The organism is Paenibacillus sp. PsM32 (assembly GCF_030433815.1).
In the GTDB taxonomy this organism is placed as follows: domain Bacteria; phylum Bacillota; class Bacilli; order Paenibacillales; family Paenibacillaceae; genus Saccharibacillus; species Saccharibacillus kyungheensis.
On sequence record NZ_JARUWY010000003.1, the window covers coordinates 476,495 to 494,209 of the forward strand.

The window sequence follows — 17,715 nt, forward strand, 5'->3', positions numbered from 1 at the left end:
GTACAGAAACTTCTCAAATATGGACTTTAGCATTATTAACTTTAGTATTTAGTATAGTTAGTGCGGAAATGTCAAAAACAAAACCTAAATTAACTGGATGACTTATGCTAGCTAGTGGAATTGCTGGATTCATATGCATTTCCGTATTTTATCTTTTGCCAGGCGTTTTGCTGGTTATTGGTGGATTTATGGGAATTTTCTCTGAGAAGAAAAAAATGAAGTTGTTCTCTCGAGCGAATCTACAATATTATAAAAAAAGCCCTATCCGCTCTTAAGAGTAGATAAGGCTTTTTTAACTTAATTTAATTAGTAGCTTATAATTTCAAAACCCAAGTTAATAACCCACTATAAAAGTAAATATTTACATTTTTTAATTTTATATTTACTTTTAACATGATAATTCAAAAAAATAATTTAGAAATGAGGAAGAAATGTGCAAACCATTAGTGAAGGTGAAGATAGCAATGAATTATATCTCCAAAAAGAATTAGAACCATATATCAAAGGACTTATAAAGTGTATGGAGGTTGTTGGAATGGCTGTAGAAGCACACCCTCCTATAAAATTATCACAAACAAGTAGTTCTTTAAAAGTAGTTCAGACTTTACTTATAAAATCTACAAATGACATAAGATCCTTGTGGATTTTGGGAGCGAAAGGATACTCTATTCAAGCTGCAACTATTGCATCTTCATTATTTGAGTCTTCTATAATGATAAATTATATAGGTGATAATGACGATTTAGCTAACGAATGGATAAAACATACCAATCCCGCAGGTTTGCCTAAAAAATTAGGTGCTTATACAGAAGAAGTTTTCAAAAAATTGGTCACAGACTATGATTCTGCTACTAGAGAGCAGCTTGATGTATACGGAATATTATGTCGTGCTAAACATGGAAATCCAACGTTATTGAAAGTACATTACTATAAACTAGAAGATGATACAATTGTAGCCGATTATGGTCCTGAAAATGGCGAAGAATCTATAAAACTGACATGTTTTTCAATTGAAAATTCAATATCTTTTATGATGATAGCACTTGAATCCTTCATAAATAATCATCTTAGTAAATTTCAAATTGATTTTTCAAATCTGATTACAAAATTTGAAGAAACAAGATTATATTATGATGAGTTAGTCACAACATCAATTAAGCGCTGGGGTAAAACTGAATCAGATAATTAACCAAAAATAAAATCTTTTAAATTTAAAATTATACCCGTAGCAAATTTGCTACGGGTATATTAAACTTTTTTTGTCTCTGAACGGTCTTTCAAAACCATTTCAAATAATCCTGTTGCTGATAACCCAGCTAATCCACCTGCCCATAAGCTAATCAAATCTAAGTAGCTAAAGGGATATGCAGCCGTCCCAATTCCTAATCCAATTTACATTTTTCTGATTCATTAATGGCGGAGATACCCTTTCCACTACAATAATGTTATTAGAATTTATATGAATAATTATTTCTTTCATTAGATACTATTATTGATTTCAATAGAATATTAGCAAGAAATTATATATAGTACAGGACACTCAGTTGTATAGTAATTTATCTTGACCAAAATATAGTGAAATATTCAAAGAGTTTTCAACATTATACATGTAAAAATAAATAATAATTCTATAATTTTAATCAATATGACAAAAAACGACAATAATTTCTTTTTAAAAGTGTTATTATATCTTTTGTCCTAATTAATTGGGGAATTAAATAGGACTTTTGTTTTTTGAAAACTACAAATAGAACAAGGGGACTAGAAACATGAAGAAATTAAGTATTTTCTTATTGGCATTGATGCTAATCTTGTCGCAGCCAAGTTTTGCAAAGGCATCATCAACAGAATTGAAAGAGCATTGGGCAGCAGCTCTAATGGAGGATTGGATATCTAAAGGGATATTAAAAGGTTATGAAGATGGCAAAGTGCATCCAGATCGTTCAGTTACCAGAGCAGAATTTTTAAGTTTATTGCATAAAGGCTTCGATAATAGAAATATTTATGATACTTCTAATCTAAAAAATCAATTTAAAGATGTATCTTCGAAAAATTGGTATTATCAAGATGTTTTACAGGCTGTTCATGAAGGATTTATCAAAGGATATCCTAATAATACTTTTCAACCTAATAAAACGTTAACAAGGCAAGAAGCAGCCGTTATTTTGGCTAATAAATTGAATTTAAAAGAAGATAAGCTAGATCTTTTAAAAGAGTATACAGATTCTAACACTGTAGCTACATGGGCAAGTACCAGTTTTGCAGGAGTATTAAACCATGCTGTACTTACTGGATATCCAAACAAAACATTAATGCCTAAGAATCAGTTAACACGCGCAGAAGCTGTAACATTATTGGATAAGGCGATTACATATCAATCTTCTACAGTCAATCCAAAACCAATTGTAGATGAGACAACCACCGGTAGTCCATCAAGTGCTTTTACTAACTTTGGTGGAGGCGGTAGTAAAACAACATCAAAAGTTATCACTACTGTAGATCTCCAATTAGATTCGGATAAAGATGGTTTACCTGACTACATGGAAGAACTATTAGGCACAGATAAGAACAATCCTGATAGTGATGGAGATGGGCTGACAGATGGACAAGAAGTTAACAGAATTGGAACCAGTCCATTAAAAGCTGATACTAACGGCAATGGGATGAAAGATGGATTAGAAGATAATGATCATGATGGTTTGAATAATATTAGAGAAATGCAATTGAATACTGATCCAAACAATGAAGATTCAGATTTTGATGGATGGAATGATGGTCTTGAAATTCAGAGAGAAACCGATCCTTTAAAAGCTGATACAGACAATGATGGTTTAGATGATTCTATAGAAGAAAATTTTGGGATGAATCCTTTAAATTCTGATACTAATGGAAATGGAATTAAAGATGGTGATGAGACTGTGTTGTATAAAACAGAGATTGCTTCTTATGAGAGCGATCCTTATGTAACTCCATCGGTTAAAATCTCTTCTAAAGCAAAACAAGCTGATACCACTGTAATTACAAATGTTTATGGTGAAGATGCTTTTATCAATAAAAATATTCCTGGTTATATAGGAGCACCTTACGAATTTACTACAGATGTAAAGTTTGATACAGCAGAAATGACTTTTGAATATGACCCTAGTTTACAATCTAGTGATTTTGAACCTACAATCTTTTATTATAATAAAGAGAAACAGCTATTAGAAAAAGTGCCTAATCAGACGTATAATCCGGCTACTCATTCTGTAACTGCTATTGTAAAACATTTTAGTACTTACATTCTTTTGAATGGTCAAAAGTGGGATAAAGCTTGGGAAGAAAAAATGAAAGTACCTGAAACAACTAATGGCAATTTAGATATTGTATTTAGTATCGACACTTCTGGGAGTATGGTTGATAATGATCCAGACAATTTAAGATTAAAAGCAGTAAGTAATTTTGTTGATAAATTAGGTTCTAATGATAGAGCATCAATTTACCAATTCGATGATTATCCAGTTCGTAGAATTGCTTTAAGTTCTAATAAACAATCAGTGCAACAGGCAGTATACAGTGTTCACGGCGCTGGTGGAACTGATATTTATTACGCTTTAAGTCATGCTGTTAGAGAGATCAAAAATAATAGTAAACCAGAAAATACTAAAATTATCGTTCTTCTAACTGATGGTCAGGGAAATTCAAATAACAATCGAATCGATTCTGTTTTAGAAGAAGCCAAAGAACTGAATATCATTATTTATACTATTGGGTTAGGTGTACAAGCAGATAAAGATAATTTAACGCATATTGCTTATGGATCAGGTACGGGAGGAGAATATTTCTTTGCATCTTCGGCTGATGTAATAGATTTAGCATATGAAAATGTAGCAAAAGAAACTATTGATTTGGCTTTAGATACAGATCAGGATGGATTACCTGATTATTTTGAAATTAATGGCGTACGTCTCGGCAATGGTGAATGGATACATGGACTTGATCCGAAAAATGCAGATACTGACGGAGATGGATTATTCGATGGTGAAGAACTGAAATGGCTGCTAGATGATCAAAATACTGACTTAATCTATTTCACAATGAAATCTGATCCTACGAAGTACGACACAGATGGAGACAGTTTACATGATCGAATGGATGCTGAACCTCTAATTTATAATCTGACAGACCGTAATGCAACTTTAATGGCAGATCTAAGCTATGTAAATTTAGAATCCTCTCAAGGAAAAAATATGGAAGAACTACGAAATAACATCGACATAGATAATCGATTTAATATGTCATCATATGACTCTACTTCTCTTATTAATCCTAATCCCTACCTTGAGTTAGCTGGATGGAAAATTATCAAAGCACAACATCATGACCAAGATAATAGTGGATTTGCTGCTGTAGCTCTAAAAAGAGGAAATACAATTGCTTTTGCTTTTAGAGGAACAGAGATGAAAGAAAGTAATGATCTGGTAGCAGATGCTGTGCTTTTTGTATCTAATAGCAACATGATGACTTATTATACTGAAGGTTTTGTAGCTAGTGTGCTCAAAGAAAATCCAAATGCTAAAGTTTATAGTATTGGGCATTCTTTAGGCGGTTTTCTTTCAAGTGTGATTTCATATGATCTAATATCGTTAAATACTAGCCGATCAGATGGAAATCAGCAGGCTTACAAAGTATTTAAAGAAAATAATTTTACATTTGTTAAAGGAAAAAACTTTAATCCTGCTCCATTATTCATAAGTGCACATTTGATTTCTATTGTAATGAACGGTGCACTTAAAAATGTTCCTTATTTACAAAATGCTATTCCTCTTGAAGAAGCTACAAAGCCGCAATATCAAGATCAAATCGATAATTATTGGATTGAAGGAGAGTTTTTAAGTTTGGTAACCTATTTTGGTGGAGGTGTAAGGATTGGAAAAGTATATCCTGCCTTTACTCCTAAATCTGGAAATGCAATTATTCAACCTACTATAGATATTGTGACAGGCATTATGACAGGAGCAGAAGAAGTTTTTAGTAGACATGGTATTAATAATTTTTATGAGCAATTTCCTAAAATAAATTAAATTATATGGAAAAGTTGGTTTCGATGAAGAATCCAACTTTTCCATATTGATAAGGTGATAATGATGAAACTAAAAAGAAGAGAATTAGCTATACTAACAGATGAACAATTACAAAATTGTATAATTTCTGAAATAGAAGTAGAAATATATATGCTCAATGAACTTGATCATACAGGGAGAATCATTGGCTACAGTGAAAGCTCTATTCAAACAGAAGTAGGAAGATACTTGAGAGAAATTTGTGAAATCAAAACTAAACAAAATTATTTGAAATTATTGTAATATTCTTAGAAAGGAATACTCAATTGTGATAGATAATAATGAGAGCTCAAATGACAACAATATCTTAAAACAAGATATTGAAAAGAGATTAAATAAGGTTAGAAATTTAGCAATAGAATCAAATAATTTAAAATTCTTAAAAATGGTATATAAAGTCGAGAAAAAAATAATAAAAATGAAATTAAAAAATAATCTAACACCTCTTAAATTAAATCATTATAATCATGAATTAATTAAGATTGAATTAAAACTTCATGATTATAATCAATATGGAAGTAGTAAAGAATACGCAATAATAGCTTACACAGTAGTATCAGCAGGAATAGCAACTATTTTAAGTAAAGCATATATAGTACAAGCTATAGAACATCTTAACGATCCGAAGTATATTGATGATAAAATATCCTTACAATTTAGTATAGGCCTTTCTAATTTAATGATAACATTGACTGCAGGAGCCATAGGATTTGTAACTTATGCATATGCACATTTATCACAAAACAGAGCACGATCTTCTGATAAATTGATATTAGCTATACTATTTCCTATAATATTATTAATAATATTTATTGATGTATCTCAATCATTTGAGTTATCACTCCCATCATTGTTATGTTTTGCAGTCGGTTATAATTTTCAAATTTTATTACTTTTTGCTAATAAAATTTTAGAAAAAGTAAAAGAAACTATTGAAAAGATTTAGATTATAAAATCTATATATAATTAGCTAAAAGGCTACTCTTAAAAAGAGTAGCCTTTTTGTTTCAATAAATATATTATGTTCATGTTTTATTTATATTTTGTAAATCATCATGTTCTTTAATCCTCTCTTCCCTTTCTTTAGTAATTTGTATATTGGTTATTGTTATCTCAATATAATTTTTATTATCTATGAAGCCTAACACGTACACCTCTAGTTGTAGCTTTGGTCAGAACTGATGGCGTCACACCTTTTGGATGCTTAACCATATTTTTGAAAACTAATTTTATAACTATTGTACTTCTATTATTGAATCGTACAATGCTATATTTACTCTGTTATTACCACTACACCATCGATTCCAACACTAAATAGCGTTTTCGTTTCAGCATCAGTTTCTATTTCATGTCGTTTACCTTCTAATAAATTTAGTATTCCAGTATCTTGTTCATCTCCATTAATTTTTCTATATAGGTTTGATTCTCTAAAAAAATCAGCACTCTTAGCTAAATTATTTTGAATATTTTCTTCATACTCTTTTACATATATATTTAACAAATTATATATATCTTTCATTAGACCAATTTTTAAACCTTCACATGGAATTGTATATAAAATAAATGCTGTACCATTTAAAAATTTTTCTTCCGTCTCTTGGTCTGATAACATGCTTACTAGAAAATAATAATATTTAAAAACCATCTCATCCCCATCAACTGTGACCTTCTTTTTTTCGGCACCCTCTGGATCAATAACATCTAAATAAATTTGGTTAGGTATACCTGGTGTCTGATTTTTTTTTGTTACACGTACGGGGAGTTTGGCAAATGTAGATACAATAATTTTTTTCAAGTTAGAGCCTTTATATGTTTTCGATTGATTTGTTGAATATTTAAAATCAATCGAAGTAACATTTTTTAATTGTGTTTCAGCTTTTCTAATATAATCTATTTTTGAAAAATCGCTACTATCAAATGAACCTTTAGCTTCAATTAAATAAGATTGTCCACTTTTTGCTATACCCCACAAATCTGGACGCGATCTATTTCCTGGTCTGAGATTAGGTGTAATTGATTCGTTAGATAGATGCTCAGTAAATTTAATTTCAAGCTGAATCTGAGCATAGAGATGGGCAAAAATCATTCCGATGAAAAAGCCTACAGCACCTTTTTCACTACTCTCTAAAAATGATACGTTTTTAAATCGAAGATGTAGAGAACTTTTATCTATAAATGTATGAATTATATTCGTTTTCCAATTTAGAATTTCTTTCGGGAAATAGTTAGAATTATGATATTTATATGGTGATCCTACTGTAACTGCTGCAGCATACAAAGCATTTTTGGAAAAAGATAGTTGTTGATTATCTGCTCTAATATTTTTTTGTTCAAAGTCGGATAAACTATCAAAAAGTCTGTAAGTAATCATTACTATCCCTCTATTCAACAAGTATTTATTTTATCTTTGCCCTTTGTATTCAAACATGACAGAATGCTTAAGTAGATCTGCAGGATTAGGATACAACTGATACACTCTGTCAAGAAGGGTATTCGCATCTTCATTTGTCATATACTCTTCGATTTGCTTGCTACATGCTGATTTAATCAATTTCTCTGCTTCTGGATCTAGCCCAACAATACGTGTTACATGCAGTATATTTGTAGTTCCATCGATAAGATACATTGGGACAAGATTATCTAGCTGTAGGAACATCTTGATTGTCTATAACTCTCTACCAATTACAGTTAATGTGCAATCATATACCAAAGGTGATCCAAGATAAGATGATAAACGTTACGTGATTCTCAATATAGATATGAATTCGAAGTAGATCCAACTTAAAATTTCTGATTTCTTTTTTAGAAGGATTCATCATATAACAGCGAATATGAAAAATCTTTCCTTTGATATTTGCAAAACTGTAATCTTGCTTTGGGTTAGGATTGATGAATAAAGAATTTTTTCTTAATTCTTCATTCATCAAGATAGATAATCCTTTCTTGCTCTTAAATTATAAAATCTGGTTCATAATATGAATTATTCTCATTTACTTGTTAAAAAATATAGTACTATCTTCACAATTCATTACTTTCAGTTAATAGTGTCCATTAAAATGTATAAGTTGAGAAGAATGAATTAACAAATATGAATTAGAATACCCTTTATTCATCATACTATATCCTCATTTTTTACATAAGTGTTTATGATTATCATTTTTAATTATATCAGGTTTTTAATACAAATTTTGCTTTAATCATTCTGGTTTGGAATACAAATCTCACCACAAACAGTAATACCTAAGTAATTAGTAAAACTGTATGCAAAATGGTATAATATCGTTTTTTTCGGGTCTTTTATTAGAGTCATCTACAACTTCAGCAATAGAATAAAAGCCCACCATTTCAGCGGTTAAAACATACAGAACAAAATCACACTCACCGCGCTGCTTTAGTTCTTCTTTCAAATGTTCCGGTTTCCACCAGGGAACCACTGGATTAAAATAATCCCTCTGTAATAGCGGAATAAGGTCTTCTCTCCATATACTGTTGTTGCAGGTTCCCCCTAGAAAAACTTTTTTCATCTCAGGATCCTCCATAGCATTTGTGGTAATACACCACTCAGTTGTGCGACTTTTCCATAGGCAAAGAAGGCCATTTATGGTTTCTAAACGGTCTTCTCTTTTCATTTGCGATCATCGCGATTAGCAGAAAAGTACATAAAAACGTTCCCACCATGGAAATGGAAATCATGGTTTCTGCTGATAGCTGACTAAAGTGGGTAGTGATAATAACGATGACGACTGCTAAACAAGGTCCAGTAGATTCTGCTTGTTGCATGTACAACTGTAACAAGTGTTCAGTGATCATCACTTTAGATTTTTACGATCATTGTTTGATCACACATAGAACTTTCTTCATATTGCCATTGCACCAAAAACTCATAGCTGATGTCTCCCATCAAAGAAACAGCAACATTTACTTGTTTCACCTTTCCCCGTACCCCAAATTGAGGATCCTCATCATCGTTCGTAATATGTTTAACAAGCTCATCGACTTGAATCGGAGGTACAACGGTATTCTTAATCGTCTTTTGAAGTTCTTTACGTTTCTCACTAAGAATTTGGTTAATAAAAGGGTTATCTTTTATTGATTCGATGGTCGTTGTAATATTTTGCAGTTGTTGTTGTAACCGTCTAATATATTGAGCTCATGATTCTTCAGTGTGAGGGATAAAAATTAGTGCTGTTCGGAATCCTTCTTCGTCTGAATGACTCTTTGGACAAACTGTCCTAATATTTGCCCATCCTGCCTGAAGATATAGTTGTACTACATCATCTAAATCTCTAAGATCTAGCTGACTTAATCGATCATTCTCAATCTCTATTTCAATTTGAGACATAGAGTTTTCTATAACAAGACGATGATTAATGTAGTTTATTAAGTCATTCTGGCTATCTATCGTTAATTCTTTTCTTTCTTGCAATACTTTTTCTATAGAGTATGGTTTAGCTTTTATTTCCGGTACACCCATAATATTCAGCTCCTATGAAATATGAAATGTAGACAGGTAAAGCCGTATCGATAGAAGATAATTCTTCGATACGGCTTTGATCAGTATTTAGTGAATATGAATAAGACGATAAATAACAGCGGCTGCTTCTGCGCGAGTAATAGGCGCTTTAGGCTTAAACGAACCATCAGGATATCCATAAAGAGTGCCTTGTTTGACTACTGTTTCTACATATGGTTTCGCCCATTTAATGATCTGATTTTGATCCTTAATGTAGGATTTACATCTGCAAGTAGTGGTAATCCATACGACACATTTGAAAGGATAATAGCTGCTTGTTCTCTTGGAATCTGCTGGTTAGGTGCATATTTAACGCTAGTCAATCCTTTTGTTACTCTATTATTAAGAGCAATAGCTAATTCTGTAGCTTACCAAGCATGGATATCCGGCTGCTATACTAATCACGTTGATTTGTGAAGCTTCTGTATACTGTTCTTTGCTTAAACGTTACATTTATGGACACTCTGACTGCCTCCTACAGCAATCGTTAATGCCACAAATCCTGTACCGACTCGCTTTAGTATTGTTGATTTCAAAACGCGTTACCCTTTTTGGTATATTCGTTTCCACCTCTTACGTTGTAATCACCCTTTCCAAAATGTATGCGTGACATTACCAACTATAATTTCACATTTTAAGCCGAATTCATGGATCATCATTTCTCTCTAAACGTAGAAATAAGTCATACTTAAACAGACCTACTTAAAACTAAAAAAACCACCCGGCGATAACTCGCTAAGTGGTTTTAATTTGGATTAATACTATATTAATCGATTTTTTTTCACTTGTAGTTCCTTTAGAGTAGTCATTTAGTATATTTTTGTATCCTATTTTAAAATATAATTTCTATACCTCTCTTATCAGTATAGTTAATGTGGAATTAGCTATTCTTTAATGATCTACTACTATGATTGGTATTTACTTATAATGTTCAATAAAACTCATACAGAAATCAAAAAAATCGCTCTCTTTAAGCAAATCTTTATATGAACAAAAATATTGATCCATTATTGTCTGATGTTGATCATTAAAGTTTCTTCTTTTTTCTTCTATAAACTGTGCAAGATTGGTCCATTTATGGTGTGCTGCAAGTCTTTCAAAAGCTAAAAATGACCCTAAAACATGGGATAGTGAGTATTCAATCCCAAACTTTTCGTTCAAGCATATTCGTTGCAAAATATAGCTTTCTAGGTTGTCTGGAATAGAAATATTTTCAAAAACGGCTGTTGGTTCTATCTCATCTAGTTCGTCAGACGATTTTTCCCCTACAGCAATTTGTTCTTCACACGATTTTAGCAACTCTTGCATTCTAGCATCGTGAAGTGGATGAATATAAATCCTACCGCAGAAGTAATATTCTTGATGATATTTAGCTCTAAATTCCAAATAGTATTGAAAGTAGCCGTAGATACACATATATAATTTTGAGGTTACATTACCACTATTCTCTAGTATACGTTCTTTTAGCGTAGGGAATTGAATACTGAAATCGCAAAGATGTACTAACTCATGAATAACTACTGATCTTATAAAAATTGTACCATCTGAACCTGAATAAAAGCCAAGTTTTTGCATGTTAATAAGAATGATATGTTGATTTTGTTGGCGATATTTTTCTGATTGTTCTTCTATAGGGATATATGTAGCATTAGGTGCATTGTTAGAATCGATTTTAGCTTGATGAATCTTCTTTAAATCTTCATAAAAGTACTCCGAGAAAATCAATCGTGCATTGATATCCTTTATCTTTGCACCTAAAATCCTGCTAATATAGTCCAAAGCAGGACGAGCATAGAACTTTAGAATCTCTTCATGAGACCAATCGATTAATCCACCTGATTCTATATCGATCGCTCCATATTTTGTCACTTCAGTCTTATAGCCCATTTGAATTCCCCTTGTACATTTTTTATATATTTTTTAATAGCATCTTAATAAGCTATACTAATTACTAAACTATAGTAATAATGATTACTAATACGATAATCAAAATTCAGGAGGCTCTACATGAATTCTCATTTAGATATGGCTATATCATTAAAAAACCATATGGACACTGTTATTCAGGAGGTTGAAAACTATTCAACATTGTTAATAAAGTTGTACCCTAATATACATGATGATAGTTTTTCTGGAAGTTCTAGCAATTATACAAATGAAGTCAAACTAGTACGTAGGGACCGTGATTTATATCAACAAAAACAAAAAATTAAAATGGCTTTTGATGGATTGGATTTTGAGCAAACTAAAATGATTCATGCCATAATGATTATCGGAAAATCACATGAAGAAATAGGCGAAGGTCCTAATATTGCAATTAAAAAAACATTTAATACAGTGATGGCCTTAGATAAAGAACAAAGTGTAGAAATGATGGTTTCAAAAATAGGAAACCTACACAATGATCTGGGTAAATATTTAAAAAACGGAATGTCGTTGCTTCATTTCTAACTTATCTTTGATCTTACTACACGATTAGAAAAAAATCATAAAAAAAAGCCCTACATAGCATATATGTAGGGTTTTTTTGATCAAATCTTATACTGTAATGGCATACGCTTTTGATAGTATGTCAAATAATGAATTCCTATCGATCGTAACGAATCGCAGTCTTCATCAAATCCATCTGCTATGGTTTGGGTATTATGAGCATCTGAGCCCAATACCAATATTTCTCCTCCAAGATCGACATAGCGCTTAATGATATCGTAACCCGGAATAGGAGAACCAATTTTACGACCCATTACTGTTCGATACCCGGACGTATTCACATCGAGGCCTTTTCCTTGATTCACGAGCATTCGCAGTGCTTCATCGATTAAATCGGTATAGTCATGATGAGCATAAGCCAAGGAATAGTATGGGTAAGGACTGTATCTTCGCAAGTAGCCGATATGACCGACTACATCAAAATCAGGAGTATTACGTGTCGATGCGACAACCTCCTGTAGATACTTCATGAGCTGTTTTTCAATATAAATAAAAGTATGCTTTTACATACACGTTTCTCTGTCGAAATGTAATCGCCTGATGCTCGATGGCATGCTGTGGAAAGTGAAAACCGGTGCGCCTTGAAGAGATTTGCCCGAACGGTTTGGGCCTTGGGAAACCGTGTACGGGTTTTACGCCTTGTTCGACGGACCGTTCAACTCGTTGATTTTCTTTTCAAATTCTGTGCGCAGCTTCTCTTGATCCTTCACTAATTTTTGAATAAGCTTAATCGCATCGCTGTTATAGTCATCTAGCATTAACAGCGTCACTTTGCCCACTTCCTTCTTAATATTGCTCTCTGCTTCTTCCAAGATCTTAAGAAGATTCGGAATCAATAAATTATTAGAGTCTTGCTTCGTCGGAGTGGCGATATTGAGCGCGTACATACCTCGACTTACCCTTTTGATTTTTCCATAGTGATTCAAGGTCTGCACGCTGCCAGCGAACACGCCGTCGGTAATGGGAATTTCAAGGGTATTGTCGACATGCGCTCTTATCTCCTTCCAGTTATATTCCTTTTCTGGATCAGAACTAAGCAGTTGAACAATCACGTCTTTCGTTTGTGCGCTGTGCGAAATTTCATTTGTCACAATTATGACCTCCGTGTTTCGAATTTTAAAACTTGTTTATACTTTGCATATTTTTACTATATAATCAAAGTTTTTAAATGTAAATACATAATTTTATAAAATGATCAATTTTTCTAATAAATTGAATTTAACATTAAAGTTTTTAAAAATTATAGATAATAATTCACTTGAAAATTTAGAGAATATTTTGGTCTAGAATGCATTAAAAAAGAAGTATTTAAGGGCTTCTCCTCAAAAAGTAATCCCTAAGTATACAGTTTGTTGATTTATTAGGCGCTAAGAAATAAAGAGCAATCATCTAATAAGAAACTCAAGTTATGATTGCTTTTTTTGAGTTATTGAATTACTTTCATCTTTACTAAACTGGTGGCTCGTATCCAGCAGCTCTTAAAGATTCCACAAATTAAGCTTGGTCTTCCTGCTTTTTAATCAGCTGATTACGCCCCGCCAGTCAATACGAATTTCACTACCATAAGCAAGATTCCTGCCACTGTATAGCGGCCTTCCTTCGTGTTCAGGAAATTCCTAAACCAACCTCCCATGCCTTTGATACTTCCCCAGCATTTACGGATCACGCTTTTAATTCTTTTCATCTTGTCTCCTCCTCTCCGCTTCTTCAAATTGCAATATAAGTTTCAGCAGTCATGGTCGAACATGAACGACGTAATTACTACATATTCCAAAGCTTTCGTCTTACTATCTGTTCATGTTCAAAGTAGAATAAATTACCGAAACACGATTTCAGGGTTTTAACTTTCAAGCTGAATAGGCATTTTTGAAGCTTAAACATCATATGTAAATGGATTTAATTTATTCACATTCGCTCGTCGTATCTTTCAACGCTCTATCCGTTGGGCAGCGCAGTCGACCCGTTGGCCGGATCCCGGCCGCTCCGCTGCAGTTCCATTCGCATGAAACAAAAAAGAACGGCTCACTATAGGAGCCATCCCTTCAACCTTCCTTGTAATATCGAATACACTGAGCGTATAAGCTTTGTAGCAAGTAGACGGCACCTTCTTTTAATCATCCAGAACACCTAAATCCACTATCGGGATTGAATTTGATTCGTCTCGTTTGTCATCCTTTATGCTATCCCTGACCAACTTCTCACTATAAGAAAGCCCGTCATTTTTTTGTATTTCATTAGCTCTTTGTTCTTTACTGGTATTGCGTTCAATTTTCCTTTCTAATACCTCTCTCCCATAAATGAGTAAGAAGGTATGAGTAGGACCATCCTTAACATATTGTTTACGATAAATAAGATTTTTATTCTGCAATTTAGATATCCAGCGACTTATAGTTCTACTAGAAACATTAAAATATTCTGATGTTTTTTCTATGCCTACCCATGTCTCGCCAGTGTAATTCCCAGAGTAAAATGTAAGATAAATATATAATTTCATAGCGCCACCACTTAAATCTCGTAACAAGAAGCTGTCCATCATTGGTTTAAATATTGGAACATAACTAAAATTCTCTAACATTTCTTTTTTCCATTTTTCGTATGTTTTATGAGAATACTCACGATCACTCTTCTTTTGTTTTTCTTTAAATAATTCAACTGCTTTTTCACGCTTACTTTTTTCCATGTTTCCATCCTTCCAGCTTTATAATTGACAAAAATGTCTCCCTATCTATACGTAGTATAGGTTTCAAAGGCCTCTTTATTTTAGAGTATTTTCCTTATTAAGATGTTATAGCAGTATAACTCCTTCCTTACACAATCTTTTGATTTATGTTTTAAATTTTATTCACCTTCTACTTTTCGATTAGTTCTTAAAATATAATAATTTAATCGAATATGATTTCAGGGTTTTCATTTCCAAGCTGAAGAAGCTATTTTTGTGTCTACTATTAGATTATTTGTAATAGCATCTTAATCATTTTATTGATCTAAAGTACATTTTTATAAGCAAAGAAGCATTAATGATTGAGTGAACTCATCGTTAATGCTTCTTTTGCAGATGAAAATTTTGTGAATTAAATGTTTATTTTTTATTTTGACTCCAATATTGTGTTAAGATACTTAATGCTTCTGGACGATGTTCTTCCATAGCTTGCGACCAACTTATACCAGTATCAGTAGAAAAAGCTGCCATGGCATCAATCAACTTTGAAACTTGGCTATTCATAAGTACATAGCCATCCTTACTTATTAATTTTTCGACTTGTGCTTCTTGACTTACATCCCAATTTTCGACTGTTAGCATATCACTGCTATTTCGCAATTGGATCTTCAAATCTGCTACTTGTTTAGATAAAAGAAGATCTTCATAATTCATATCTAGCTTTATGCTATCTTGGTTACCTTTTGTACTATCACTTTCAATGATTATATCTTGTCCAGATCCTACTTGAAATAAGTACGTATCATCACCTTGGCCTCCATATAATCGGTCGTTTCCTAGCCCACCATCGAGAATATCTTTTCCAGCATTACCGAACAACTGGTCATTTCCTTCTAAACCATACATAAAATCATTGAGTTCATCTCTTCCATACAATGTTTCATCACCGGTGGATCCTCGTGTAATAACATGTTCTTCTAATTTAGCTTGATCCCAAATGACTCCATTTGCAAATAAGACTTTCTCAATTTGATAAGCATATACACCTTGCTCATCTTTGGAAAAATAAGAACCAATAGTGAGTTGATCTGTTGTTCCTAGAATATGAAGTACTAGACTACCATTATCCTGAAGAATCTCTATTTGTTCTGGATTAACCAATAGTTGAATGCTGTCTTGATCTTGCAGGGTACTATTTCCATCGTATATTAAATCTTGGCCATATCCACTACCAAAGATATACGTATCACTTCCACGATTTCCATACAACTGATCGTTTCCAATACCGCCATCCAGAGTATCATTACTAATACTACCGTATAATATATCGTTACCTGCTAAGCCTTCCATAAGATTATTAAGATCACTACGACCATATAAATTATCTGCTGTTGTAGTACCTCGAGTGATCACTCGCTCTTCAAGTTTTAATTGATTCCAAACTGTTCCATCTGAAAAAGTTAATTGATCTATCTTATGAATAAATTGTCCTTTTTCATTTTGATCAAAATAGGAGCTGATAGTAAGTCGATCTGTAGTTCCTTTGATCTGTATCACTAAACTATTATTATTTTGTAATACTTCAATCTCATTTGGTTTTACTAGCAACTGTACAATATTGATCTCATTGGTTAAAGTTTGACTTTCAAATAATAAATCTTGGCCGTATCCTCGACCAAATATATAGGTGTCTTGTCCTGAACTCCCATAAAGTTCGTCGTTTCCTTCCCCACCATCAAGTACATCACGACCCATGTTCCCGTATAGCTGATCGTTTCCTCCAAGACCTTCTAACCAGTTGTTGAGATCATTACGCCCATATAGTACATCTGTTTCTATCGTACCACGAGTAATCACATGTTCTTCCAGTTTGGTTTGATTCCAAATCGATCCATCTGAAAAAAGTACTTGTTCTACTTTGTTTGGATATTTTCCCTTTTCATCTTGATAAAAATAAGAACCTACAGTTAACTGATCAGTTGTTCCTTTAATTTGAAAAATAAGATTTCCATTATTCTGTAAAATGTCAACTTCGCTTGGTTTAACAAGTAATTTTATAGTATCTATATCATCATCGGAGGCGTTACCATCATAGATAAAGTCTTTTCCATACCCTTTTCCAAAAATATAAGTATCGCTTCCTCGATTACCGTACAATTCGTCGTTTCCTGCACCACCGTCAAGAATATCAGCCCCTGCTTCTCCATACAAGGTATCCCTGTCATCTCCACCAGTCAGTACATCATCACCATTACCACCAAATAATTGGTCTATTCCTGACTTACCGTCTAGTACATCATTACTTTCTCCACCAATTAATACATCATTTAAGTTAACAATTTCTTCTATTTTGGTCTGATTCCATACGGTACCATTTGAGAAAATGATTTGTTCAATTTTATGACTATATTGGCCAGCTGACTCTAAAGTAAAATAATTATCTACTCGCAAAGTATCAGTTGTATCAATAAAGCGTAAAACTAGATCATTAGACTCGCGAATTAATTCAATATCAGTTGGATTGACAGAAAGCTTGATTTTATCCATTTTTCCAGTAGTAGTGTCTGATTCAAATATCGTATCTTGACCATATCCTTTAGAGAAGATATACGTATCATTGCCAGTACCACCAAACAGACTATCATTTCCAACCCCACCATCAAGAATATCGGCGTCTGCTCCTCCTTCTAAACGATCATTCCCAAATCCGCCATATAAAGTATCCACACCTGCTTCACCATATAAAGTATCATTACCTTGTTGCCCATACAAAATGTCATTTCCAGCTTGACCATACATGTAATCGCCAATTTTATCTTGGCCATACAAAATATCACTACTGTTGGTACCACGAGTCATGACCTGTTCTTCTAACTGTGTTTGGTTCCAGACCGTGCCATCTGCAAATGTTACTCTTTCAATTGCCTGAGAATAGGGATCTTTTACAGTGC

15 protein-coding genes and 1 pseudogene are annotated in these 17,715 nt (G+C 32.9%); 5 read left to right on the forward strand and 11 right to left on the reverse strand.

Going from position 1 to position 17,715, the window contains the following annotated elements; genetic code table 11:
* Nucleotides 1–433 precede the first annotated feature (433 nt).
* Complete coding sequence (locus QCD85_RS09970; protein ID WP_301262484.1) at nt 434–1,189, forward strand: hypothetical protein; 756 nt, start codon at nt 434–436, stop codon at nt 1,187–1,189.
* Between the two features lie 59 nt (nt 1,190–1,248).
* Here QCD85_RS09970 and QCD85_RS09975 read toward each other — a convergent pair.
* Nucleotides 1,249–1,392 (reverse strand): annotated as a pseudogene (locus tag QCD85_RS09975) (holin); the annotation flags it as partial.
* A gap of 377 nt (nt 1,393–1,769) precedes the next feature.
* On the opposite strand from QCD85_RS09975, the gene QCD85_RS09980 reads away from it, so the two are divergent.
* From QCD85_RS09980 to QCD85_RS09990, 3 genes are all read left to right on the forward strand, one after another.
* Entirely contained in the window at nt 1,770–5,063 is a 3,294-nt protein-coding gene (locus tag QCD85_RS09980) for an S-layer homology domain-containing protein (RefSeq protein WP_274172729.1), read from the forward strand.
* A 63-nt stretch (nt 5,064–5,126) separates the two neighbouring features.
* Complete coding sequence (locus tag QCD85_RS09985) at nt 5,127–5,345, forward strand: hypothetical protein (protein ID WP_274172728.1); 219 nt, start codon at nt 5,127–5,129, stop codon at nt 5,343–5,345.
* A gap of 25 nt (nt 5,346–5,370) precedes the next feature.
* Complete coding sequence (locus QCD85_RS09990; RefSeq protein ID WP_274172727.1) at nt 5,371–6,048, forward strand: hypothetical protein; 678 nt, start codon at nt 5,371–5,373, stop codon at nt 6,046–6,048.
* Nucleotides 6,049–6,375: 327 nt separating this feature from the next.
* On the opposite strand, the gene QCD85_RS09995 is transcribed toward QCD85_RS09990, so the two are convergent.
* From QCD85_RS09995 to QCD85_RS10010, 5 genes are all read right to left on the reverse strand, one after another.
* On the reverse strand, nt 6,376–7,473 hold the full coding sequence (locus QCD85_RS09995) for a hypothetical protein (protein WP_301262485.1): 1,098 nt from the start codon (nt 7,471–7,473) through the stop codon (nt 6,376–6,378).
* A gap of 877 nt (nt 7,474–8,350) precedes the next feature.
* Nucleotides 8,351–8,626 (reverse strand): nucleoside 2-deoxyribosyltransferase domain-containing protein, encoded by a 276-nt coding sequence (locus QCD85_RS10000; RefSeq protein WP_274172724.1) that lies wholly within the window; start codon nt 8,624–8,626, stop codon nt 8,351–8,353.
* Nucleotides 8,627–9,252: 626 nt separating this feature from the next.
* Nucleotides 9,253–9,576 carry a hypothetical protein gene (locus tag QCD85_RS10005; protein WP_274172722.1) on the reverse strand — a complete coding sequence of 108 codons (324 nt, stop codon included), beginning with the start codon at nt 9,574–9,576 and terminating at the stop codon, nt 9,253–9,255.
* 87 nt (nt 9,577–9,663) lie between these two features.
* A complete protein-coding gene (locus QCD85_RS23935) occupies nt 9,664–9,858 on the reverse strand; it encodes an S-layer homology domain-containing protein (protein WP_367317639.1) in 195 nt (64 codons plus the stop codon).
* A 675-nt stretch (nt 9,859–10,533) separates the two neighbouring features.
* The gene (locus tag QCD85_RS10010; protein WP_274172721.1) at nt 10,534–11,502 is read right to left on the reverse strand and encodes a hypothetical protein; all 969 of its coding nucleotides are present in this window, start codon (nt 11,500–11,502) and stop codon (nt 10,534–10,536) included.
* A gap of 120 nt (nt 11,503–11,622) precedes the next feature.
* On the opposite strand from QCD85_RS10010, the gene QCD85_RS10015 reads away from it, so the two are divergent.
* Nucleotides 11,623–12,066: a hypothetical protein gene (locus QCD85_RS10015; RefSeq protein ID WP_274172720.1), complete on the forward strand. Its 444-nt coding sequence runs from the start codon at nt 11,623–11,625 to the stop codon at nt 12,064–12,066.
* Nucleotides 12,067–12,146: 80 nt separating this feature from the next.
* On the opposite strand, the gene QCD85_RS10020 is transcribed toward QCD85_RS10015, so the two are convergent.
* The 5 genes from QCD85_RS10020 to QCD85_RS10040 form a co-directional block, all read right to left on the reverse strand.
* Nucleotides 12,147–12,575, reverse strand: a complete 429-nt coding sequence (locus tag QCD85_RS10020) for a hypothetical protein (RefSeq protein WP_274172719.1) — start codon at nt 12,573–12,575, stop codon at nt 12,147–12,149.
* A gap of 162 nt (nt 12,576–12,737) precedes the next feature.
* Nucleotides 12,738–13,196, reverse strand: coding sequence for a hypothetical protein (locus tag QCD85_RS10025; protein WP_274172718.1), 459 nt, complete (start codon nt 13,194–13,196; stop codon nt 12,738–12,740).
* Between the two features lie 437 nt (nt 13,197–13,633).
* On the reverse strand, nt 13,634–13,789 hold the full coding sequence (locus tag QCD85_RS10030) for a hypothetical protein (RefSeq protein ID WP_274172717.1): 156 nt from the start codon (nt 13,787–13,789) through the stop codon (nt 13,634–13,636).
* A gap of 426 nt (nt 13,790–14,215) precedes the next feature.
* Nucleotides 14,216–14,785 (reverse strand): helix-turn-helix domain-containing protein, encoded by a 570-nt coding sequence (locus tag QCD85_RS10035; RefSeq protein WP_301262486.1) that lies wholly within the window; start codon nt 14,783–14,785, stop codon nt 14,216–14,218.
* A gap of 399 nt (nt 14,786–15,184) precedes the next feature.
* Nucleotides 15,185–17,715 (reverse strand): calcium-binding protein (locus QCD85_RS10040; RefSeq protein WP_301262487.1); only part of this gene is annotated, 2,531 nt, incomplete at its 5' end.